Raw genomic sequence first — 23,056 nt, 5'->3', positions numbered from 1 at the left:
ACAACAACACATAACATTTTAATTAATGAATACAGAGGGGCTGATTGTGTCTTACTGTGTTTCATAGTTAAATGTACATATAATTATTATACATAAGCGCGTAATCTCTATTTTATTTAAATGATTATCCATTTAAATTGTAGTGGTTATTGCGCTTTTTGTATACTGAAATTTTATTTTAACAAACTTACAATTGAAAATTTTAACTAAGTGATAATTTTGTTATTAAGTTAAAACGGACGTGATATAATTTTTATAAGGAGGTAGATCAATGATTAAACAACTTTTATTATGTCCAGTTCTATTTAGTTATTTATATCAGTTGAGCTATGTGAATCAATTAAAGTTAAATTACTTTGTCTTACGTTCCCGTTGTGATTATTGTCATAGAGGGCTTAAATTCACCGAAATGATACCAATTATAAGCTTTTTGTGTTTAAAAGGGAGGAGCAGTTGCTGCCAAAGTAAGTTGAGTTCTTTATATTTAATTGGAGAATTTTTATCTATTGCTCCTGCATTTGTACTTTCTTATTTATCAATCCCTTTAGATCAAGCCACTTTTTTACTTATTTATATATTTCTACTTGTATTTACTATGTATGACATTAAAACTTTTGCGTTGCCCCTCCCTCTGTATATTATATTTTCGTTATGTTCCTACTTTATTACACAAGGTAATGTATACCACTGCATAATCATGACTACGGTATTGCACTTTTTCTATTTTTTAGTACGTCACGGGATTGGTTATGGTGACATACTTCTCTTTTCATTGCTATCTTATTTATTACCATATCCATATTTTGTGTTAACAATGCTTTTCACGTTTATTTGTGGAGGCGTTTTTGCTTTAGTTAGTATGATATTTTTTCGTAATATAAAACAAAAAACCCCACTTATACCTTTTATTTTTGTTGCTTTTAATTTAACAATAATATCTCATCAATATTTAACTTTAGGGGTGGGTCTTATTTGAGAATAAATGAACTTGCAGATAATCAGAAGCCGAGAGAACGTTTGTTAAGCCATGGTGCCTCGCATTTATCACATGCTGAGTTATTAGCCATACTAATAAATACTGGTCGAAAAGGGAGCTCGAGTTTAGATATTGCAAACGAATTGTTGAAGACAGTTGATAGCTTAAAAGAATTAAAAATGTTATCTATTAGTGACTTAAATAAAATCAAAGGTGTAGGTTTATATAAAGCGCTTATTTTGAAAGCAGCGTTTGAGTTAGGAGAACGCATGCATTCAGGTAGTGTAGATGATAAGATTCAAATTTTAAGTCCTAAAGATGTCGCGGATTTCATGATGGGCAAAATGGAGCATTTGACCCAAGAGAAATTTATAGCGCTATTTTTAAATTCTAAAAACGTAGTTATTAAACAAAAAACTATATTTGTTGGCACTTTAAACAGTTCAATTGTACATCCACGAGAAATATTTAGTGAAGCTGTTAAAAGTGCAAGTAATGCTATTATTGTGCTACACAATCATCCCTCTGGCGATGTTACTCCTTCGAATGAAGATATTAAAACTACTGAAAGATTAAAAGAATGTGGGCGATTATTAGGGATTGATTTATTAGACCACATTATTATAGGTGACCATACTTATTTAAGCATGGTTGAAGAAGGGTATATTGACTGAAGACTACTTTTAAGTGAATTTATAAACTTACTTAGAATAAGAATGTTTTTGCAGATTATTAAATCGGTAAAAAGGGTAGAAAAAGAAAGTGACGATTAAAAAACAACATATTTATTCTGATTTTTAAATATATGGAAGAAGGGTAGGATTATTAATGACAATGTATGATGAGTTTCGTTTAAATGATGGATCAACTTTACCTCATATAGGGTTAGGAACGGTTAATATCCAAGGTGGAAAAGGTGTTAATCAATTACTAAACGCAATTAATATGGGCTATAGCTTAATAGATACTTCAACTAATTATAATAATGAAGGTATGGTAGGCGAAGCAATTCGTCGTTCGTCAATACCTCGAGAACAGATTTATGTAAGTGCTAAGTTACCAGGTGCTGCACATGAATATGATAAAGCTATAAACCTAATTCAAGAATCACTTTATCGTACTGGATTAGATTATTTTGACAAATATTTAATACATTGGCCGAATCCCAAACAAGGTAAATACGTGGAAGCTTGGAAAGCATTAGTTGATGCACAGAAATATGGCTTAATTAAAACGATTGGTGTTTCTAATTTTATGCCTGAACATTTAGATGAAATTATTGAGGCAACAGGAGTTACACCCGCTACAAATCAAATAGAGATACAACCGTATTTCAACAATAGAGATTTAATAGCAGAAAATGACAAAAGAGGTATTTTATCAGAAGCGTGGAGTCCTTTAGGACGTGAGATTAATGACGTTCTTACGAACGATACGATTAAAGGTATTGCTGATAAATATGATCGTACACCTGCCCAAGTAATTATTAACTGGGTTAATCAAAATCATGTATTTCCAATTGTTAAAGCAAGTGATGACCTACATCAACAAGAAAATTATAATTATCTTGATTTTGATTTAGATCAAGAAGACTTAGATAAGATTGACGCTTTAGATAAAGGCGAAAGCGGTCGTGTTGAAGGTCAAAACCCACGTGAATATGAAGAATTTGTATAAGAATTTAAATTAACATTATATATTAAAGACATCCTGATAATGAAAGGATGTCTTTTTACATATGACTGATTTATTTTATGAGTCACATTAATCTTCCGGTATGCCTCTAGGTATTGTATAATCAAGATGTTATATAAGGAGGATTATATATTGGGAAGTATTTTATTAATCGGTTTATTGTTACCTGTAGTGTATCTCATGCAACTTACAAAAAAGCGCCGAGCAATTAATTTGAAAAGAACAGGTATTGCAATAGCTGTTTCAGTTATCGGAGTTGTTGTTACAACTATATTATTCGTTGTATTTAATCACACATCAACTTCAATTGGGGTTTATTTATTGAGTGCTATAGCAGTATCGATAATATGGGCACTGTTATTAAGTGGTTGTTATTATATTTATCAAGTGTTGAGTAATGGTGTGGGAAAGTAAGTAAATGACAAGTTTCTCTAGTATATGTTAAGTTTTGTTAGTAGTGCTTTATATTTTTTACATATTTGAAATAAAGGTATCGAAATTTTAAATTTAATAACACAAAAATGCGCTTAATGGATAACGTAATCCTTAAGCGCTAAAATTTTAATTTATGAAATTGAAATAAGTGTTAAAATTCTCCATTAACCAAAGAATACCTTGGTAACCTAAATATATACATAACACAATAATCCCAATATATATAATAAATCTTAAAATTGATAAACCTACTCTAAATAGTAGTATGACTAAGAGTGCAAGCAGGATTATAGATAAAATACTCATTCTGTATTCACTCCCTTTAAAAACATTGTACTATGAAAATAGGGCGTATGCATCAGTCTATAGATAAATTTTAAATACTTCTAGAGACTGATGATAATTTAACAATGAAAAATTATAATATAGAGTGACTTAATAGGAGGATGGTTCATGCGGTTTATTTTCAGTATTGTAAAAAACATTATAGCTGTCATAGCGATTGTAGCAATTGTACTTTTCGCATTAAAATATGCACCTTTTTTAAAAGACCAAGAATGGAACCCAGTACATGATGATAAGCCATCTATGAATGATGAAGCACCTCAACAAAATTTGACTGGTGGTAAACGATATTCAGTAGAAGATAATGACATCCTTAATAATGTACCATTTAGTCAAACGAAAAATGTGTTTGATTGGATTAATAAAAAAGAGTTTATGTCAGTCTCAGGTTTAGAAAGAATGGGTTACACTGATGAATACTTAGCTGGGCAACGTGGCGATGAGTTTATTATCTATAAATTTGGCTCAGATTCACTTCGTGTTTACAAGACAGAAATTGAAATGGAACAAGATTTAAATCAATTAGGAGTGCATATTGAATTACAACCACAATCTAACTACGAGTAATGCGTTTGAATTATAGGGTGAAATGCGTTAGCCTTAGATAAGTAAAAACGTTAAAGGTTGGTGTCCAATTATGAGTGAACAGTCTAAAGATAAGAAAATGGCTGAGCAAGCTAAAGCACAAAATTTATTTGCACGTTGGCGTAAAAAAGAAACATTATATGAAGAAGATGAGAAAAAAGCTAAAAAATCAACTGACGACAAAAAATCAGATGAAAAAGAAAATAACTAAAGTAAGTTCACGTCTCTTATAGTAGAGGCGTTTTTTTTATGCCTTGAAAACTTTAATACAATCGCAATTTTAAATAAGAGAATAAAAAAAGATTAAGGGTCTGTGATATAAATACATGCGTTAGCCTCAAGCGTTATTTGGCAGTGACTGAATTGAAGATGCCCGGATATAACTTTTGAAGAATTACTACTTTATTTAGGAAGACAAATAATTCTTATGCAAGAGCTTCATCTCTTGTATTTCATTTTCTAGCCATTTTGGCTGACCTTGTACAACATGAATTCAAGCAGTATTTAAGTTTAAATTTTAAATAAAAAATAATATGTTGAATTATGATTCGCAAAACTAACACTTTTTAATACACTAATGACTATAAGTATTGTTATAATACAATGTATCGTTTAATTTATTACATTTTAATCAAACCTTAGAACGTATTCGCTTAATCTAGTTAAACTGTTGATTCAACAAAGGATAAATTTTGTTATGTAATATCAGGGTTCGTGCTTTATTTCGTAACACTAGTGATATAAAATGATAATAAGAATATAAAATAGTTGGTTAATAGAGGTGTTCAGGTTGTCAAAGTTTTTTAAAAACAACAAACTGATTGTTATACTGTGTGCAATCATTGTGTTTATAGCCTTAATTGGTGTATCTTTGCGTTCACAAACGCAATCACCAGTAGAACAGTATGTGGGAGATACTGTTGCTTTTGGTCAAAAAGCAGTCAGCTATCCTGTACAATTTGTAACAGGATCTATCGGTAATCTCTTTGCAAAAAATAGTTCAGAAGAACAAAATAGTAAAGTAAAGCAATTAGAATCTGAAAATGAAAGACTGAAAACAGAAAATAAAACTTACAAAAAAGAATTAGATATTGAAGATATTTCAAAATATGAACCGATTTCTAGCACAGTATTATCTAGAAATCCTGATCAATGGATGAATACATTGGTTATAAACCAAGGTTCGAAAGACGGAATAGAAAATAATATGGCTGTGATGACTTCAGAAGGATTAGTTGGCCGTATCTCTAAAGTGAATCAATTCTCGTCTCAAGTAGATTTAATATCAACGAACACACGTGCTAGTCGATTGTCTGTAAACATTCAACATGATGGCAAAAATGTTTTTGGTTTAATAGATCATTATGATGCTAAGAATGAAGAACTTGTAATTACAGATATAAATAATAAAGATGGTGTTAAAAAAGGAGATAAAGTTGTTACGAGCGGCTTAGCAGATCAACTTCCTAGTAGTATTTACATAGGTGAAGTATCTAAAGTTGAAAATGATGAGTATGGTTTATCTAAAGAAGTAAGAGTGAAGACAGCTGCAAACTTAGCAGACTTAAACCAAGTCTATGTTGCTAAAAGAGACCCTAAAACAATACCAGATAATGAAAGCGGGGATAATTAATGCGTGCATTATACTACTTTCTTATTGGTATTGTATTGTTTTATATTGATACTGCTATTGGGCTCGTTATACCAATGCAAATAGGAGACAAAGATATTATTTTCGTGCCACATTTAACAATCATGTACATTTTGATGCTAAGTGTGTATAGAAGTTTTGGTGTAGCGATGGTTTTATCGGTAGTATTAGGTCTAATCACAGATTTATATTTCGGCAGTTTTTATGGTTTATACCTATTTGGTTATATTTTATTTGTAGTCATCATGGACTTTTTCTTCAAAACATTTTATAGAGATCATACAATGCTGTTTATCATTATTTTGCTTAGTACAGTTTTCTTAGAAATTTATGCAGCAATTATGTATAGTATTTTAGGGCTTATAAATTTTGAGTTTATAGACTTTATGATATTTAGATTAATACCCACATTTATATTGAATTTAATTTTACTAACAATTTTATTTCCGATTATAATGAAATTCTTAAGAAAAGTGCAATTGAAGATTGACAGTAAGAAATCCTAATGCTAAAATGCAGTAGTTGAGTAGTTCATAGCTACATACAACCGCTCAGGTTCAGGTTCAAGTACAATTATGTCACCTGTATTTGGCGTGACTTAAAATTATAGGAGGTGCAAAGTATGTTTGCTATTATCGAAACAGGTGGAAAACAATTAAAAGTTGAAGAAGGACAAGAAATCTTCGTTGAAAAATTAAATTTAAACGAAGGTGAATCATTCACTTTTGACAAAGTATTATTTGTAGGTGGAGACTCAGTTAAAGTTGGTGCGCCAACAGTTGAGGGTGCTACTGTTACTGCTACTGCTAATAAAGAAGGACGCGGTAAAAAAATCACTGTATTCACTTACAGACGTCGTAAAGACTCAAAACGTAAAAAAGGTCATCGTCAACCTTACACTAAATTAACTATCGACAAAATCAACGCTTAATTATGATTACTGTTGATGTTACATTGAACAAAGCTGGTCAAGTAACTGATGTTATTATGGATGGTCATGCAGAATATGGCGAATACGGGCATGATATAGTTTGTGCTGGTGCATCCGCAGTTATTTTCGGAAGCGTTAATGCTATCATGGGATTAACAAACGAAAAACCAGACATTGATTACAATGATGACGGTGGACATTTCCACGTAAGAAGTGTCGATGCTACAAATGAAAAAGCGCAATTAATTCTTCAGGCAATGTTAGTATCATTGCAAACAATTGAAGAAGAATATAAAGAAAATATCAGACTAAATTATAAGTGAGGTGCAACCCAATGTTAAAATTAAACTTACAATTCTTCTCATCTAAAAAAGGGATAAGTTCTACAAAAAACGGTCGTGACTCTGAGTCAAAACGTTTAGGAGCGAAACGTGCTGATGGTCAACACGTTACAGGTGGTTCAATTTTATTCCGCCAACGCGGTACTAAAATCTATCCTGGTGAAAATGTTGGTCGTGGTGGCGACGATACATTATTCGCTAAAATCGACGGCGTTGTTAAATTTGAACGCAAAGGTCGCGACAAAAAACAAGTTTCTGTTTACGCAGCAGCTGAGTAGTTTTTGTTATCATTAACACCAGAAGTTATGACTTCTGGTGTTTATTTTTTGTCTTTATTTTCTAGTAGGCAAGATAATGATATAATATAAAAGATATAGAAATTAAGTTTTTAGAAAAAGAGGTGAAATCATGTTTGTCGATCAAGTTAAAATATCACTTAAAGCAGGTGATGGCGGTAATGGTATAACAGCCTACCGTAGAGAGAAATATATTCCATTTGGTGGCCCAGCTGGTGGCGACGGTGGTAATGGTGCGTCAATTATATTTGAGGTTGATGAAGGATTAAGAACTTTATTAGACTTTAGATATCAAACACATTTCAAGGCTAATAGAGGTGGCGCTGGTCAAACAAGTAATATGCATGGTAAAAATGCAGATCACTTAGTTCTAAAAGTACCGCCAGGCACAATTGTTAAAAATGTTAAAACAGAAGAAGTTGTTGCAGATTTAGTTGAAGATGGTCAACGTGCAACTGTAGCAAAGGGTGGTCGTGGTGGCCGAGGTAACTCTCGTTTCGCTTCTCCAAGAAACCCTGCCCCTGATTTTAGTGAAAATGGAGAACCAGGTGAAGAAATAGGTGTCACGTTAGAATTAAAATTACTAGCCGATGTAGGATTAGTAGGTTTCCCGAGTGTTGGTAAATCTACCTTGCTCTCAATAGTATCTAAAGCAAAACCGAAAATTGGTGCTTATCATTTCACTACAATTAAACCTAACTTAGGTGTTGTTTCTACTCAAGATCAAAGAAGTTTTGTAATGGCAGATTTACCTGGTCTTATTGAAGGTGCGTCTGAAGGTGTAGGATTAGGTCATCAATTTTTAAAACACGTTGAGAGAACAAAAGTGATTGTTCATATGATTGATATGAGTGGCTCTGAAGGTCGCGATCCATTCGAAGATTATAAAGTAATTAATGAAGAATTAAGTGCTTATGAACATCGCTTAGAAGAGAGACCTCAAATCGTTGTAGCAAATAAGATGGATATGCCAAACGCTGAAGATAACTTAGAAGTTTTTAAAGAAGAATTGAATGATGATAGTATTCATATTATTCCTTTATCTACAGTGATGCATGATCATATAGATGAACTTTTATATGCAATTGCAGATAAATTAGAAGAGGTAAAAGACATTGACTTTAGTAAAGAAGAAGAAGAAGACTTAGGTGTTAACAGAGTGTTGTACAAACATACGCCTAGTCAAGACAATTTCACAATTACTAGAGATGATGATGCTGCATACGTTGTAAGTGGAAAAGCAATTGAAAGAATGTTCAAGATGACTGACTTCAATAGCGACCCAGCAGTACGTAGGTTCGCACGTCAAATGCGCTCAATGGGCATCGATGAGGCATTGAGAGCACGCGGTTGTGAAAATGGTGATATCGTAAGAATACTTGGCGGAGAATTTGAATTTGTTGAATAGGAGTGCTTAATTTGGACAAAAAAGACTATAAAAAGTTTTATTTAATTAGAGAAGATGTTTTACCAGAATCAGTTGTAAAAACTTTAAAAATTAAAGATGTATTAAAAAATGATCCGTCATTGTCCATATTTGAAGCAGTCAAACAGTTCGATTTATCTAGAAGTGCATTTTATAAATATCGAGATACTATATTTCCGATTGATGAAAAGATGGAATCAACGAGAGAATTCACATTAATATTGTATGTTAATGATATCGTAGGCATGTTGGCACAAGTATTAAATACATTATCTAGTTTACGTTTATCTGTATTAACAATTCACCAAAGTATTCCAATGGACGGTAGAGCAACAATCACACTTTCTTTAGATGCCAAGGGTACGGATTTGGAAATTGATGATGTAGTGGAAGCTCTAAGAATTATTGATCACATTTCTAAAGTTGAATTAATTAGTATGACTATATAAGGAAGTGTATACGTGTACGCATATATTAAAGGCACATTAACAGTATTAAATCCTACGCACGTGGTAGTTGAATCATCAGGCGTAGGATACGAGATTCAAACACCTAATTCTTATCGTTTTCAAAAGCACATGGAGCAAGAAGTCGTGATTCACACTTCGCTTATCGTAAGAGAAGATGCACAGTTGCTCTATGGCTTTATAAATCAAGAAGAAAAAGATATGTTTTTAAGCTTGATAAAAGTAACTGGCATTGGTCCGAAATCTGCATTAGCAATTTTAGCAAGTAGTTCTCCGAATGACGTCAAAATTGCCATAGAGAATGAAAATGATGCTTACTTAACACAGTTTCCTGGTATAGGTAAAAAAACTGCGCGTCAAATTGTATTGGATCTTAAAGGCAAAGTACAGATTAACGAAGTAGATAGCAGTCAACTATTAAACATGGGAATTGATAGTAATGGTGCAACTGCAATTGTTAAAGAAGCAATGCTAGCACTAGAAGCATTAGGTTATTCTAAACGTGAATTAACTAAAGTCGAAAAAACATTAACTAAAGAATCATTTGAGTCTGTAGATGATGCAGTTAAAAGAGGATTACAATTACTTATATCATAAATATTACTATATTTAAAAAGGGGGGAATGTAATGGATGATAGAATGGTAGACCAATCAGTACATGAAGAGGAAACTTCATTTGAACTTTCTTTACGACCAACAAGGTTACGTCAATATATTGGACAATCAGCGATTAAATCGAATTTAGAAGTATTTATTAAAGCAGCTAAAATGAGACAAGAACCGTTAGATCATGTCCTATTATTTGGTCCCCCCGGATTAGGTAAGACGACTTTGTCTAATATCATTGCGAATGAAATGGAAGTAAATATTAGAACGATTTCTGGACCATCTGTAGAACGACCGGGTGATTTAGCTGCGATTCTTTCTAGTTTACAACCAGGAGACGTTTTATTTATTGATGAAATTCACAGGCTAAGTAGTGTTGTTGAAGAAGTATTATATCCCGCAATGGAAGATTTTTTCTTGGATATCGTTATTGGTAAAGGAGAAGAAGCGAGAAGTATTCGTATAGATTTGCCACCATTTACTTTAATAGGTGCTACTACAAGAGCCGGTAGTTTAACAGCTCCTTTACGTGATAGATTTGGTGTTCATCTCAGATTAGAGTATTATGAAGAGCCAGAATTAGAAGAAATCATTGTGCGTACTGCAGAAGTATTAGGTACGTCTATCGATGAAGAAAGTGCCACAGAACTGGCTAAACGTAGTCGAGGTACGCCAAGGGTTGCTAATCGTTTGTTAAAGCGTGTACGTGATTTTCAACAAGTGAAGGAAGATGAATCAATTAACATAGATACTACAAAGCAATCTCTGCAGTTATTACAAGTAGATGATGAAGGGCTAGATTACATTGATCATAAAATGATGAATTGTATATTGAAGCAGTATAAAGGTGGACCTGTTGGTTTAGATACGATTGCTGTTTCTATTGGTGAGGAACGTATTACAATTGAAGACGTATATGAACCCTTTTTAATTCAAAAAGGATTTATTGAGCGTACGCCAAGAGGACGGAAAGCGACTCCTTATGCATTTGAACATTTTAGCAAGAATGGAAAGAAGGAATAAGTTTGAATATTGAAGCATTTGATTATCATTTGCCAGAAACATTGATAGCACAAACACCTCTGAAAAACAGAGATGAGAGTAGATTATTAGTTCTTGGCAGACAAACTGGTGATATTGAACATAAACATTTTAAAGATGTCATTGATTACTTAGATAAAGGTGACACGCTTGTATTAAATGATACAAGAGTAATGCCAGCTCGTTTGTTTGGTTTAAAAGAAGAAACTGGTGCAAAAGTAGAAATGCTAATGCTGACACAAATCTCTGGTAATGATTGGGAAGTATTACTAAAACCTGCAAAAAGAATCAAAGTTGGGAACAAATTAACGTTTGGTGATGGTAAAATAGTTGCTGAATGTATTGAGGAGTTAAACCAAGGTGGTCGTATAATGAGACTACATTACGAGGGTATATTACAAGAGCGCTTAGATGAGCTTGGTGAAATGCCACTACCTCCTTATATTAAAGAACGTTTAGATGATCAAGATCGTTATCAAACTGTTTATGCCAAAGCATCTGGATCTGCAGCCGCACCAACTGCAGGGTTACATTTTACTGATGAATTATTAAATCGCATAAAAGAAAAGGGTATTAACATCGCATTCATTACATTACATGTTGGTTTAGGTACATTTAGACCTGTAAGTGTAGATAATATTGACGATCATGAAATGCACAGTGAATATTATCAAATGGACCAAGAAACAGCAGAGTTGTTAAATGAAACCAAGTTTAAAGGTCATCGTGTAATTTCTGTAGGTACTACATCTACAAGGACACTAGAAACAATTATGCAAACAAATGAGGTATTTAAAGCTCAAAGCGGCTGGACAGATATCTTTATCTTCCCAGGCTATACGTTTAAAGCAATTGATGGTTTAATTACAAACTTTCATTTACCAAAATCAACGCTTGTTATGCTAGTATCTGCTTTCAGTAGTAGAGATTATATTTTAAATGCATATCAACAAGCGGTAAAATCAGAATATAGATTCTTTAGTTTCGGAGATGCAATGTTAATTATTTAGGGAATGAAAGGAGATTTTATATGCCAGCAGTAACATATGAGCATATTAAAACTTGTAAGCAATCGGGTGCTCGTTTAGGCATTGTACACACGCCACACGGATCATTTGAAACACCAATGTTTATGCCAGTAGGTACAAAAGCAACTGTAAAAACAATGAGCCCAGAAGAATTACATCAGATGGAAGCAAAAATCATTTTAGGAAACACTTATCATTTGTGGTTACAGCCTGGAAATGATATTATCAAAAAGAGTGGGGGCTTACATCAGTTCATGAACTGGAATGGTCCTATACTGACTGATTCTGGCGGTTTCCAAGTATTTAGCTTAAGTAATTTGAGAAATATTACTGAAAAAGGCGTAGAGTTTCGTCATCACAAAAATGGATCGAAGTTATTTTTGAGTCCTGAGAAAGCTACAGAGATTCAAAATGATTTAGGTTCAGATATTATGATGGCATTTGACGAATGTCCTCCAATGCCTGCTGAGTATAAATATGTGAAAGATTCTATTGAAAGAACCACTAGATGGGCTGAAAGATGTTTGAAAGCACATAAGAGACCTGAAGATCAAGCTTTGTTTGGTATTATACAAGGCGGAGAATATAAAGATCTTAGAAAACAAAGCGCTGAGGAATTAGTTGCTTTAGATTTTCCAGGATATGCAATTGGTGGCTTGTCTGTAGGAGAGCCTAAGCCAGTGATGTACGATATGGTGGCACACACTGAACAATTTATGCCGAAGGATAAACCGCGTTATTTAATGGGTGTCGGTTCGCCGGATGCATTACTTGAATGTAGCATTCGAGGTATGGATATGTTTGATTGTGTACTACCGACACGTATTGCACGCAACGGCACATGTATGACTTCACATGGACGAGTGACTATTAAAAATGCTAAATATGCAGAAGATTTAGGACCACTTGATGATAATTGTGACTGCTATACTTGTAAAAATTATAGTAGAGCTTACATAAGACATTTAATTAAAGCAGAAGAAACATTTGGTATCCGTCTTACTACTTATCATAATTTACATTTCTTGCTAAAATTAATGGAAAATATCCGACAAGCTATTCGTGAAGATCGACTTCTAGACTTTAAAGAAGAATTCTTTGAACAGTATGGGCTTAATGTAGACAACCCAAAAAACTTTTAAAAAGGGAGAAATAAAATAATGCAATTTACTTCATTAATATTACCAATTTTATTATTAGCATTAATGTGGTTTTTCTTAATCAGACCACAACAGAAAAAAGCGAAAGAGCATCGTCAAATGATTAGCCAAGTAAGCTCTGGCCAACATGTAACTACAATCGGTGGTATCAAAGGTACTGTTCGTGCAGTAGATGAAACTACAGTAGTATTAACTTTAAATGGCAATGGTACTGAAATTACGTTAGAAAAACCTGCTATAAAACAAGTTGATCCTTCATAATAAAGTAACGAACTGATATGAAAATATCAGTTCGTTTTTTTATTAACATATTCTACTGAAACATTAATAGTAATCCTATATACTTTCTTAAACAATATGATCATATAGTGTTATAATTTAAAATGACCTTGCATATAATAATCATAACTCAACGTATAAACGAGTAATATTTTCGAAACAATTTAAATTGTTAATAACCCTTGCAATTAAGTTATGAATACAAAATAGTTGAGTTAGTTTTTACACACGTTGTAATATGTTAAAATAATAAGGTCGTTTAGAAGAAAGTATAGATTGTATAAATTGCATTAAATTGATTTAAACAAGTATTCTTATAACATAAGCTTACAATGAGGTGTTCAAGTGAAGAAGAGTAGTAGAATAGTTGCATTCATAGTGCTCGTAGGTCTGTTGTTGGGAGCTATGGCATTTACTTATAAGAGTGTACTTAAAGACGTTAGCCTTGGTTTGGACTTACAAGGTGGGTTTGAGGTCTTATACCAAGTAGATCCTTTGCAAAAAGATGATGAAATTGACGACAAATCGGTTAAAGCAACAGCAAAAACGCTTGAAAACCGTGTCAACGTCTTAGGTGTTTCTGAACCAAAAATTCAAGTCGAAGATAAAAATAGAATTCGTGTTCAACTTGCTGGTGTCAAAAACCAGTCTGAAGCTCGAGAGGTATTATCATCACAAGCAAATTTAACAATTCGTGATGCAGATGACAATATCAAATTGACTGGTAAAGACATTCAGCAAGGTTCAGCAAAACAAGAATTTAAAGAGAACACGAATCAACCAGCAGTTACTTTCAAATTAAAAGATAGTGATAAATTTAAAAAAGTAACTGAAGAAATTTCGAAAAAAGATGAAAACGTCATGGTTGTTTGGTTAGACCACGAAAAAGGTGACACTTACCATAAAGAAATGGCCAAAAAAGATCCTAAATACGTTTCAGCTGCTTCAGTAGATAAACCAATTAACTCTGATAGTGTTGAAATTTCAGGTGGGTTTAATGGTGAAAAAGGAATTAAAGAGGCAAAACAAATTGCTGATTTATTAAATTCAGGTTCCTTACCAGTTGATTTAAATGAAATTTATTCTAATTCAGTCGGTGCCCAATTTGGTCAAGATGCTTTAGATAAAACAGTATTTGCTGCTGTCATAGGTATTGCAGTAATTTATCTATTCATGTTAGGCTTCTACCGTTTACCAGGTTTAGTAGCAATTATTGCGCTAACGGCATATATATACTTAACAATGCTAGCATTTAACTTTATATCTGGTGTGCTTACATTACCAGGTTTAGCAGCCCTAGTGTTAGGTGTTGGTATGGCTGTTGATGCGAATATCATAATGTATGAGCGGATTAAAGACGAGCTCAAAATTGGACGGACACTCAAACAAGCTTATAAAAAAGCGAATAAAAGTTCTTTCTTAACCATTGTCGATGCACAGTTAACAACTGTTATTGCAGCCGCAGTGTTGTTCTTCTTTGGTGAAAGTTCAGTTAAAGGTTTCGCAACTATGTTACTCATTGGTATCTTAATGATCTTTGTAACAGCAGTGTTCTTGTCAAGATGGCTATTATCATTACTCATATCATCTAATTACTTCAAAAAATCATATTGGTTATTTGGTGTAAACAAAAAAGATATTTACAATATCAATGAAGAAAAAGACGTACATGATTTGAAAACGCCATATGAACGTTGGAACTTTATGAAATTGGCTAAGCCATTGTTATCATTGAGTATTCTTATTATCGTTGTAGGTGCTATCATACTCTTTATTTTCAAATTAAATTTAGGTATTGATTTCACAAGTGGTACGAGGGTTGATTTTGAATCTGAAAATAAAGTGTCAGAGGAAAAAGTGACTCAAACACTTGAAGATAAAGATTTCAAACCGACTCAGGTTTCATTAGGTGAAAATGGTCAAAATGCTACTGTACAATTTAAAGATGATTTATCTAAAGATGAAGTTGCTAAAATTAAGAGTACTATAGATAATAAGTTTGGTAATGATCCAACAGTTAATACAGTTTCACCAGTGATTGGTCAAGAACTTGCTAAAAATGCCATGTTTGCACTTGTATATGCTGCTATTGGTATTATTATCTATACTACATTTAGATTTGAGTGGCGTATGGGACTATCATCAGTACTGGCACTACTACATGATGCGTTTATCATTGTTGCTGTATTTAGTTTATTCAGATTAGAGGTAGATATTACCTTTATCGCAGCAGTATTAACGATTATTGGTTACTCTATCAATGATACGATAGTTACATTCGATAGGGTCCGGGAAAATTTACACAAAGTAAAAGTGATTACGAGGAATTCTCAAATCGACGATATTGTTAATAGATCGATTCGTCAGACAATGACACGTTCTATCAATACTGTTTTAACGGTAGTTATTGTAGTTATTTCATTACTTGCATTTGGTGCACCAAGTATCTTTAACTTCTCATTAGCCTTACTCATCGGTCTGATTTCAGGTGTGTTCTCATCTGTATTTATTGCAGTACCGTTATGGGGTATTATGAAGAAACGTCAACTTAAAAAATCAGATGATCATAAGATTGTCGTTTATAAAGAGAAAAAATCAAATGATGAAAAAATCTTAGTATAAAGTTATACAGGATGAATGGTATATGAATTATATTGGCAACTATAGGTGAAATATTTCATATAAACTGAAACAGCTCGAATTAAAAATTCGAGCTGTTTTTTATGTGTTTTAAAAGTTATTTACTAATAAAGTAATTATAATTACGAATTATTTATGATTAAGCTAAAGTAGAATACTTTTCATGTTAAGATGTATTTGTGAATTTTATAAAATGGTATTCGCTGCATAAATTTAATAGAAAGTCTTGTTTAAATGTAAGTGCTTTTTATTTTCGAATATCTTTTGTATAATTGCTTGTGGAAATGAGGGAGAATAGTATGATTAAATCCAAGTATACTTGGGATGTTAACGCACCAGAAATTGAGATTACAGAGGAAGTTTCATCAGATTTAAAGCTAACTCCTATTGTAAAGAAAATCTTAGAAAGTAAAGGATTAACTGATAAACCATCAATTGAGGCTTTATTAAAAGGAACTCAAGTCACACATGACCCATTATTAATGAGCGATATGACTAAAGCTATCGAACGCATTAATTTGGCAATAGATCAAAATCAAAAGATTTTAGTATATGGTGATTATGATGCGGATGGCGTAACATCTACGACGATACTCGTTAATACATTAAAAGAATTGGGCGCACATGTGGGTTGGTATATACCGAATCGCTTTTCGGAAGGATATGGACCAAATGAAATGGCGTTTAAAAATGCTTACGAAGAAGAGATTTCATTAATTATAACCGTAGATAATGGCATACAAGGCCATGAAGAAATACAGATGGTACAAGATTTAGGTGTCGATGTCATTGTGACAGACCATCACGAAATTGGTAGAACAATGCCTAATGCCTATGCAATTGTACATCCGATGCATCAGGAATTTGATTATCCTTTCAAATATTTATGTGGGGCAGGCGTAGCTTATAAGTTAGCGCAAAATTTATTGGATGAGCCACCTGCATATTTCCTTGGTTTAGTTGCTATAGGAACAATTGCTGATTTAGTATCTTTAACGGATGAAAATCGAACTTTAGTTCAAAAAGGGTTAGAAGTTCTTAATAGTCATTGTCCTCCATCTATTAGAGCAATTTTAAAACAAGCTGGTTACAGTGATGAAATTAATGAAGAAACAATCGGTTTTATCATCGGCCCTCGTTTAAACGCAGTAGGCAGACTTGAGGATGCTGCGCTTGCTGCAGAATTATTAATGGCTGAAACAGATGAAGAAGCAGATTTTTTAGCTGAACAGGTGGAATTCTTTAATCAAGAACGTAAAGACATTGTTGCACAAATTTCTGAAGAAGCATTACAAGTTGCTGAAGCACAAGTACAACAAGGCGCTAAATTCTTATTATTAGCTGAACCAAATTGGCATGAAGGTGTTTTAGGCATAGTGGCCTCTAAAGTTGTTGAAACGTATAGTTTACCAACACTTATATTAAATATAGATGAGGCTCAAGGTCATGCAAAAGGTTCAGCTCGTAGTATAGCCCAAGTCTCAATGTTCGAAGTTTTGAATGCGCATGGTGATTTAATTTCGAAATTTGGTGGTCATCATATGGCTGCAGGTGTGACGATGCCTATAGAACATATTGAAGCACTGAGACAAGGATTAAATGATTGGATGACTCGACTTGCTGAAACAACATCACTCGAGCCACGTAAAAAAGTAGACGTCAAAATTTCAGAAGTTGATATTACAATAAAGAACATTCAAGATATTCAAAGGTTGCGTCCTTTTGGCACAGACTTTTCTAGTCCATGCTTTGAATTACAAGATGTCATTGTCAATCAAGCAAAAGGAATTGGCCAAGAACAGAAACATCTAAAACTCGTAATGGGTGAAAGTCAATTACAGGCCATCTTTTGGCAAAACGGTCACCTTGTTAAAGAATTGGGTGAACAACAACCAATTAATTGTATTGGTACGTTGCAGATTAATGAATGGAATGGTTTTCAATCACCTCAATTCATGATACAAGACTTATCAAGTAATAATTTGCAAATTCTTGATTATCGAAGTAAAAGTAAAGTGAGTGGCTTTGAGCAAGATTCAAAGGATGTAGCTTACCTTATTCATAAAAAAAGTGAAAAACTAAGCGAGAATTATTACTTTTATGGTGATGAAATTCAGCAAAATTACGATAAATATGTTTTCCGTGATTTGCCTGCTTCGATACAAGAAATTAAAGATACTTTGAAAACCATAGAAGCTTCCCAAATTTACCTTGTTTTAAATCATGAACGCTCGATTTATTTCGAAGGCATGCCCAAAATGGAAACGTTCAAACAATGTTTTAAAGCGTTGGCTACGAAAAAAGAAACTAATTTAGCAAAAGACGGTATGCAACTTTGCCAATACTTAAATATACAGTCTAGTATGCTTAAATTCATTTTGAAAGTTTTCCTTGATTTAAAGTTTATCAAAGATGAAAATGGTATAATTAAGATAAATAGCGACTCCACTAAGAAAGTGATTGAATCGAGTAAGTATTATCAAGGTCGTTTAGAAAGAATTGAAGTTGAAAAAATGTTGCTTTATGAAGATTTTAATAATTTAAAGCAATGGATTAAGTCTGAACTGGTAGATAAATAGGAGGAAGTTTGAATGGATTTAAAACAGTATGTGTCGGAAGTAGAAGATTGGCCAAAGCCTGGGGTTAACTTTAAAGATATTACAACAATTATGGATAATGGTGAAGCATTTGGTTATGCTACAGATCAAATTGTTCATTATGCAAAAGACCGTGATGTGGATGTTATAGTCGGGCCAGAAGCACGTGGCTTTATCATAGGCTGTCCAGTAGCTTATTCAATGGGTATTGGTTTTGCGCCAGTTAGAAAAGAAGGCAAATTACCAAGAGAAGTAATTCGCTATGAATACGACTTAGAATATGGTACAAATGTGTTAACAATGCACAAAGATGCACTTAAACCAGGTCAACGTGTGTTGATTACGGATGACTTATTAGCTACAGGTGGAACGATTGAAGCGGCAATTAAACTTGTTGAACAATTGGGTGGCATTGTTGTAGGTATTGCATTTATCATTGAACTTAAATATCTTAATGGTATTGAAAAAATAGAAGATTATGACGTAATGAGTTTAATCTCATACGACGAATAAAGTATAATGGTAAGATAATAAAAGAGGCTCAGACATGTATTTATGTCCTAGCTTCTTTTTTATTTACAATATTATCTAATTTATTACAATAGAGCGTAACGTCGGTGAGTTATCTGAGACCTATTGTCCTAACCTATTTCATCTTTTATCTAAATTTCAAAATATTTGTGTCTTTGTTATGAATGCCATACACTTGAACACACTATATAATATTTAAAAATAAATTTTATTTTCCTAATACTCACATGAACTCATTTATTTATTTAATAACATGTAGTATCATATAACTATTATACAAAATTTGACCTAATAAAATGAAAACACGTTACAATCGTAGTAAATGAAATTAGATAAAATTAACGGAATATAATACTGGGTATCTAATAGCGATTAATATTTAGTATGGGGGTGTCTTAAGTGAACAACGAATATCCATATAGTGCTGATGAAGTACTATCTAAAGCCAAATCATATTTGTCAAAAGAAGACTATGAATATGTGTTAAAAAGTTATCATATTGCTTATGAGGCACATGAAGGTCAATTTCGAAAAAATGGTTTGCCATACATAATGCATCCAATTCAAGTTGCTGGCATATTAACTGAAATGCATTTAGATGGGCCAACGATTGTTGCAGGTTTTTTGCATGACGTAATCGAGGATACACCATATACATTTGATGATGTTCAAGGTATGTTCAATGAAGAAATAGCAGTTATTGTAGAAGGTGTAACAAAATTAAAAAAAGTGAAATATCGTTCAAAAGAAGAACAACAAGCGGAGAATCATCGAAAACTATTTATCGCAATTGCTAAAGATGTACGTGTGATTTTAGTTAAATTGGCAGATCGTTTACATAATATGAGAACGATAAAGCCGATGCCAAGAGAAAAACAAATTAGAATTTCTAAAGAGACACTTGAAATTTATGCACCTTTGGCTCATAGATTGGGTATCAATACCATTAAATGGGAATTGGAAGATACAGCGCTTAGATACATAGATAGCGTTCAATATTTCAGAATTGTTAATTTAATGAAGAAAAAACGTAGTGAAAGAGAAGATTATATTCAAAATGCTATAAACCGCATACAAGCAGATATGTCTAGTATGAATATTGTTGGAGAAATCAATGGTCGTCCTAAGCACATATATAGTATATATAGAAAAATGGTTAAACAAAAGAAACAGTTTGACCAAATTTTCGATTTGTTAGCCGTTAGAATTATCGTAAATTCTATTAACGATTGTTACGCTGTACTGGGCTTAGTACATACACTTTGGAAACCGATGCCTGGTAGATTTAAAGATTACATCGCGATGCCAAAACAAAATATGTATCAGTCACTACATACAACGGTTGTTGGTCCAAACGGCGATCCACTTGAAATACAAATTAGAACTTCTGAAATGCATGAAATCGCTGAACATGGTGTAGCAGCACACTGGGCATATAAAGAAGGCAAGAAAGTAACAGAGAAAGCACAAAACTTTAATAAAAAGTTAAATTGGATTAAAGAGTTTGCAGAAACAGACAATACCACATCGGATGCCGAAGAATTTATGGAAACACTTAAATTTGATTTACAAAGCGACAAAGTATATGCATTTACGCCAGAAAGTGATGTTGTAGAATTACCTTATGGTGCGGTCCCTATTGATTTTGCATATGCAGTTCATAGTGAAGTAGGCAATAAAATGATAGGGTCAAAAGTAAACGGTAAAATTGAACCTATAGATTATGTCTTGCAGACTGGAGATATTGTTGAAATTAGAACAAGTAAACATTCTTATGGTCCAAGTAGAGATTGGTTGAAAATTGTTAAATCATCAAGTGCTAAAAGTAAAATTCGTAGTTTCTTTAAAAAACAAGATCGTTCTTCAAACATTGAAAAGGGTAAATTTATGATTGAAGCTGAAATAAAAGATCAAGGTTTTAGAGTAGACGCCGTTTTAAATGAAGAAAATATCGGTGTAGTAAATAATAAATACAATTTTGCTAATGATGATGACTTATTTGCTGCAGTTGGTTTTGGTGGTGTAACAGCCTTACAAATAGTGAATAAATTGACTGAAAAACAACGTATCCAAGATAAGCAAAAAGCATTGAATTCAGCACAAGAAATTTCTAAATCAGTACCTATTAAAGATGACATTACAACGGATAGTGGCGTTTATGTTGAAGGTATTGAAAATGTCTTAATCAAATTATCAAAATGTTGTAATCCAATCCCAGGTGATGATATTGTTGGTTATATCACTAAAGGGCATGGCATTAAAGTACATAGAACGGATTGTCCTAATATTAAAAGTGAAAAAGATCGTTTGATTCACGTAGAATGGGTACGTTCTAAAGATGCTACTCAACGTTATCAAGTAGATTTAGAAGTTTCGGCTTATGATAGAAATGGGCTGTTAAATGAAGTATTACAAGCTGTAAATTCAACTAAAAGTAATTTAGTGAAAGTATCTGGTAAGTCAGATATAGATAAAAATGCTGTGATTAATATTAGTGTTATGGTGAAAAATGTTAACGAAGTTTACCAAGTTGTAGACAAGATCAAACAACTCGGCGATGTATATACTGTCACAAGAGTATGGAATTAGAGGTGCAACATACATGAAAATAGTCTTACAAAGAGTAAAGGAAGCTTCGGTTTCTAATGAAAATATAGAAAATAAAATAAAAAAAGGATATTGCCTATTAGTTGGTGTTGGCAAAACATCTACGGAGGCTGATATTTTAGCATTGGCAAAAAAAATTGTGAATGCACGGTTATTTGAAGATAATGATGGAAAGCTTAACTTAAATATTCAACAAGTAGAAGGTGAAATCTTATCTATATCACAATTTACATTGTATGCAGATGTTAGAAAAGGGAACAGACCAGGATTTTCTCATTCTATGCCTCCAGAACAGGCAAATGAGTATTATGAAATGTTTAACGAGGCATTACGTTCTTATGGAATAAACGTGTTAACAGGCGAATTTGGTACTGATATGTTAGTGAATATTGCTAATGATGGACCTGTAACAGTGATTTATGAAAGTCAGGATGGCAAAATAGTATGAAAAGACTCGATACTTGGTTAGAAAAACATAATCTCAGAAACATCCCCACACTTATTGTCATAGTAGCATTTCTCATTTTCATCATTATGATTATTGCTTTCTTAAATCATAATGATGAAAACAGTAGTACGATTTATATTACTGAAAATGCAGAATTAAGAACAGGCCCTAACGCAGTTTATCCAGAAATTGATTCTATCGAAAAAGGACAAAACTTCCATAAAATTGGCAAATCTGGTAAGTGGATTGAAGTAGAATCCGGCAATAATAAAAAAGGTTGGGTAGCAGGTTGGCATACGAATTTAAATATTCAAGCAGACGCTAGCAATAATACTAAATCTTTAAAAGATAAAACAATTGTACTTGACCCTGGCCACGGTGGACGTGATCAGGGTGCATCAAGTAATACAAAAAAACACAGTAAAGAGAAAGTATATACTTTAAAAACCGCTCAAGAGCTTAAAGCACTTTTAGAAAAAGAAGGTGCAACGGTGAATATGACACGTAGTTCAGATGAATACGTCAGTCTTAGCGATAGAAATATTAAAGGTGATGCTTATATTAGTATACATAATGATTCATTAAAATCAGCTAAAGCAAATGGTAGTACCGTTTATTGGTTTAAGAAAAATCAAAAAGCATTAGCAGAGACATTGAGTGCGAGCCTACAAAAGAAAGCATTATTAACAAATAAAGGCGCACGGCAAGAAAACTTCCAAGTATTGAGACAAACAGATGTACCAGCAGTATTATTAGAGTTAGGTTATATTAGTAATCCTACAGATGAAGATATGATTAAAGATCAATTACATCGACAAATTGTAGAAAAAGCAGTCGTTGATGGGCTACGTGCATACTTCTCAGAATAAAAAGGTTGCATATTAATCATATACTCGTTATTATTAAATATGAATTCTATATTAAAACCGCTATGATTCTTGAAAGTTCTAAACGAAATGTTAGCATTTAA

The 23,056-nt window shown here is 32.8% G+C and carries 25 protein-coding genes and 1 other annotated feature; of the genes, 24 read left to right on the top strand and 1 reads right to left on the bottom strand.

Annotated elements, in window-relative coordinates; genetic code table 11:
- Positions 1 to 271: 271 nt before the first annotated feature.
- From ACA31_RS05660 to ACA31_RS05645, 4 genes are all read left to right on the top strand, one after another.
- A complete protein-coding gene (locus ACA31_RS05660; protein ID WP_057512382.1) occupies positions 272 to 976 on the top strand; it encodes a prepilin peptidase in 705 nt (234 codons plus the stop codon).
- Positions 973 to 1,650, top strand: coding sequence for a RadC family protein (gene radC / locus ACA31_RS05655; RefSeq protein WP_057512381.1), 678 nt, complete (start codon positions 973 to 975; stop codon positions 1,648 to 1,650). Before ACA31_RS05660 ends, radC begins: the two co-directional genes overlap by 4 nt.
- Positions 1,651 to 1,804: 154 nt before the next feature.
- Complete coding sequence (locus ACA31_RS05650; RefSeq protein ID WP_057512380.1) at positions 1,805 to 2,653, top strand: aldo/keto reductase; 849 nt, start codon at positions 1,805 to 1,807, stop codon at positions 2,651 to 2,653.
- 150 nt (positions 2,654 to 2,803) lie between these two features.
- Positions 2,804 to 3,085, top strand: a complete 282-nt coding sequence (locus ACA31_RS05645; RefSeq protein ID WP_057512379.1) for a hypothetical protein — start codon at positions 2,804 to 2,806, stop codon at positions 3,083 to 3,085.
- 147 nt (positions 3,086 to 3,232) lie between these two features.
- On the opposite strand, the gene ACA31_RS13090 is transcribed toward ACA31_RS05645, so the two are convergent.
- On the bottom strand, positions 3,233 to 3,412 hold the full coding sequence (locus ACA31_RS13090) for a hypothetical protein (protein WP_071561853.1): 180 nt from the start codon (positions 3,410 to 3,412) through the stop codon (positions 3,233 to 3,235).
- Between the two features lie 147 nt (positions 3,413 to 3,559).
- Here ACA31_RS13090 and ACA31_RS05640 point away from each other — a divergent pair, with 147 nt between their 5' ends.
- The 20 genes from ACA31_RS05640 (at position 3,560) to ACA31_RS05550 (ending at position 22,955) form a co-directional block, all read left to right on the top strand.
- On the top strand, positions 3,560 to 4,018 hold the full coding sequence (locus tag ACA31_RS05640) for a DUF4930 family protein (protein WP_057512378.1): 459 nt from the start codon (positions 3,560 to 3,562) through the stop codon (positions 4,016 to 4,018).
- Positions 4,019 to 4,088: 70 nt separating this feature from the next.
- Positions 4,089 to 4,247, top strand: a complete 159-nt coding sequence (locus ACA31_RS13350) for a hypothetical protein (protein WP_172793153.1) — start codon at positions 4,089 to 4,091, stop codon at positions 4,245 to 4,247.
- Between the two features lie 579 nt (positions 4,248 to 4,826).
- Positions 4,827 to 5,669: a rod shape-determining protein MreC gene (gene mreC, locus ACA31_RS05635; protein WP_057512377.1), complete on the top strand. Its 843-nt coding sequence runs from the start codon at positions 4,827 to 4,829 to the stop codon at positions 5,667 to 5,669.
- Positions 5,669 to 6,193, top strand: coding sequence for a rod shape-determining protein MreD (gene mreD, locus ACA31_RS05630; protein ID WP_057512376.1), 525 nt, complete (start codon positions 5,669 to 5,671; stop codon positions 6,191 to 6,193). Before mreC ends, mreD begins: the two co-directional genes overlap by 1 nt.
- A gap of 29 nt (positions 6,194 to 6,222) precedes the next feature.
- Positions 6,223 to 6,296 (top strand) — a sequence feature (ribosomal protein L21 leader region).
- A 13-nt stretch (positions 6,297 to 6,309) separates the two neighbouring features.
- A complete protein-coding gene (rplU, locus tag ACA31_RS05625; RefSeq protein ID WP_046465508.1) occupies positions 6,310 to 6,618 on the top strand; it encodes a 50S ribosomal protein L21 in 309 nt (102 codons plus the stop codon).
- A gap of 2 nt (positions 6,619 to 6,620) precedes the next feature.
- On the top strand, positions 6,621 to 6,941 hold the full coding sequence (locus ACA31_RS05620; protein WP_057512375.1) for a ribosomal-processing cysteine protease Prp: 321 nt from the start codon (positions 6,621 to 6,623) through the stop codon (positions 6,939 to 6,941).
- Positions 6,942 to 6,952: 11 nt separating this feature from the next.
- Positions 6,953 to 7,237 (top strand): 50S ribosomal protein L27, encoded by a 285-nt coding sequence (rpmA, locus tag ACA31_RS05615; protein WP_057512374.1) that lies wholly within the window; start codon positions 6,953 to 6,955, stop codon positions 7,235 to 7,237.
- Positions 7,238 to 7,367: 130 nt separating this feature from the next.
- Positions 7,368 to 8,663, top strand: coding sequence for a GTPase ObgE (obgE, locus tag ACA31_RS05610; RefSeq protein WP_057512373.1), 1,296 nt, complete (start codon positions 7,368 to 7,370; stop codon positions 8,661 to 8,663).
- Positions 8,664 to 8,674: 11 nt separating this feature from the next.
- Positions 8,675 to 9,130: an ACT domain-containing protein gene (locus ACA31_RS05605; RefSeq protein WP_057512372.1), complete on the top strand. Its 456-nt coding sequence runs from the start codon at positions 8,675 to 8,677 to the stop codon at positions 9,128 to 9,130.
- Between the two features lie 12 nt (positions 9,131 to 9,142).
- Positions 9,143 to 9,745, top strand: coding sequence for a Holliday junction branch migration protein RuvA (gene ruvA, locus ACA31_RS05600; RefSeq protein WP_057512371.1), 603 nt, complete (start codon positions 9,143 to 9,145; stop codon positions 9,743 to 9,745).
- Positions 9,746 to 9,776: 31 nt separating this feature from the next.
- On the top strand, positions 9,777 to 10,778 hold the full coding sequence (gene ruvB, locus ACA31_RS05595; RefSeq protein ID WP_057512370.1) for a Holliday junction branch migration DNA helicase RuvB: 1,002 nt from the start codon (positions 9,777 to 9,779) through the stop codon (positions 10,776 to 10,778).
- Between the two features lie 2 nt (positions 10,779 to 10,780).
- Positions 10,781 to 11,806: a tRNA preQ1(34) S-adenosylmethionine ribosyltransferase-isomerase QueA gene (gene queA, locus ACA31_RS05590; RefSeq protein WP_057512369.1), complete on the top strand. Its 1,026-nt coding sequence runs from the start codon at positions 10,781 to 10,783 to the stop codon at positions 11,804 to 11,806.
- Positions 11,807 to 11,826: 20 nt separating this feature from the next.
- Positions 11,827 to 12,966, top strand: a complete 1,140-nt coding sequence (gene tgt, locus ACA31_RS05585) for a tRNA guanosine(34) transglycosylase Tgt (protein ID WP_057512368.1) — start codon at positions 11,827 to 11,829, stop codon at positions 12,964 to 12,966.
- Positions 12,967 to 12,984: 18 nt separating this feature from the next.
- Complete coding sequence (gene yajC / locus ACA31_RS05580; protein ID WP_057512367.1) at positions 12,985 to 13,245, top strand: preprotein translocase subunit YajC; 261 nt, start codon at positions 12,985 to 12,987, stop codon at positions 13,243 to 13,245.
- 363 nt (positions 13,246 to 13,608) lie between these two features.
- Complete coding sequence (gene secDF, locus ACA31_RS05575; protein ID WP_057512366.1) at positions 13,609 to 15,885, top strand: protein translocase subunit SecDF; 2,277 nt, start codon at positions 13,609 to 13,611, stop codon at positions 15,883 to 15,885.
- A 317-nt stretch (positions 15,886 to 16,202) separates the two neighbouring features.
- Complete coding sequence (gene recJ / locus ACA31_RS05570; protein ID WP_057512365.1) at positions 16,203 to 18,482, top strand: single-stranded-DNA-specific exonuclease RecJ; 2,280 nt, start codon at positions 16,203 to 16,205, stop codon at positions 18,480 to 18,482.
- Positions 18,483 to 18,494: 12 nt separating this feature from the next.
- Positions 18,495 to 19,013, top strand: a complete 519-nt coding sequence (locus tag ACA31_RS05565) for an adenine phosphoribosyltransferase (RefSeq protein ID WP_021339119.1) — start codon at positions 18,495 to 18,497, stop codon at positions 19,011 to 19,013.
- 417 nt (positions 19,014 to 19,430) lie between these two features.
- Positions 19,431 to 21,620: a RelA/SpoT family protein gene (locus ACA31_RS05560; protein WP_057512364.1), complete on the top strand. Its 2,190-nt coding sequence runs from the start codon at positions 19,431 to 19,433 to the stop codon at positions 21,618 to 21,620.
- Positions 21,621 to 21,633: 13 nt separating this feature from the next.
- Entirely contained in the window at positions 21,634 to 22,086 is a 453-nt protein-coding gene (gene dtd, locus ACA31_RS05555; protein ID WP_057512363.1) for a D-aminoacyl-tRNA deacylase, read from the top strand.
- Positions 22,083 to 22,955 (top strand): N-acetylmuramoyl-L-alanine amidase, encoded by an 873-nt coding sequence (locus tag ACA31_RS05550; RefSeq protein WP_057512362.1) that lies wholly within the window; start codon positions 22,083 to 22,085, stop codon positions 22,953 to 22,955. The genes dtd and ACA31_RS05550 overlap by 4 nt, the downstream gene beginning before the upstream one ends.
- Positions 22,956 to 23,056 lie beyond the last annotated feature (101 nt).

The sequence above is a fragment of the Staphylococcus sp. NAM3COL9 genome (assembly GCF_001431205.1).
In the GTDB taxonomy this organism is placed as follows: Bacteria; Bacillota; Bacilli; order Staphylococcales; family Staphylococcaceae; genus Staphylococcus.
Note: the sequence above shows the minus strand (reverse complement) of the source record. Positions and strands in the feature narration are given on the sequence as shown.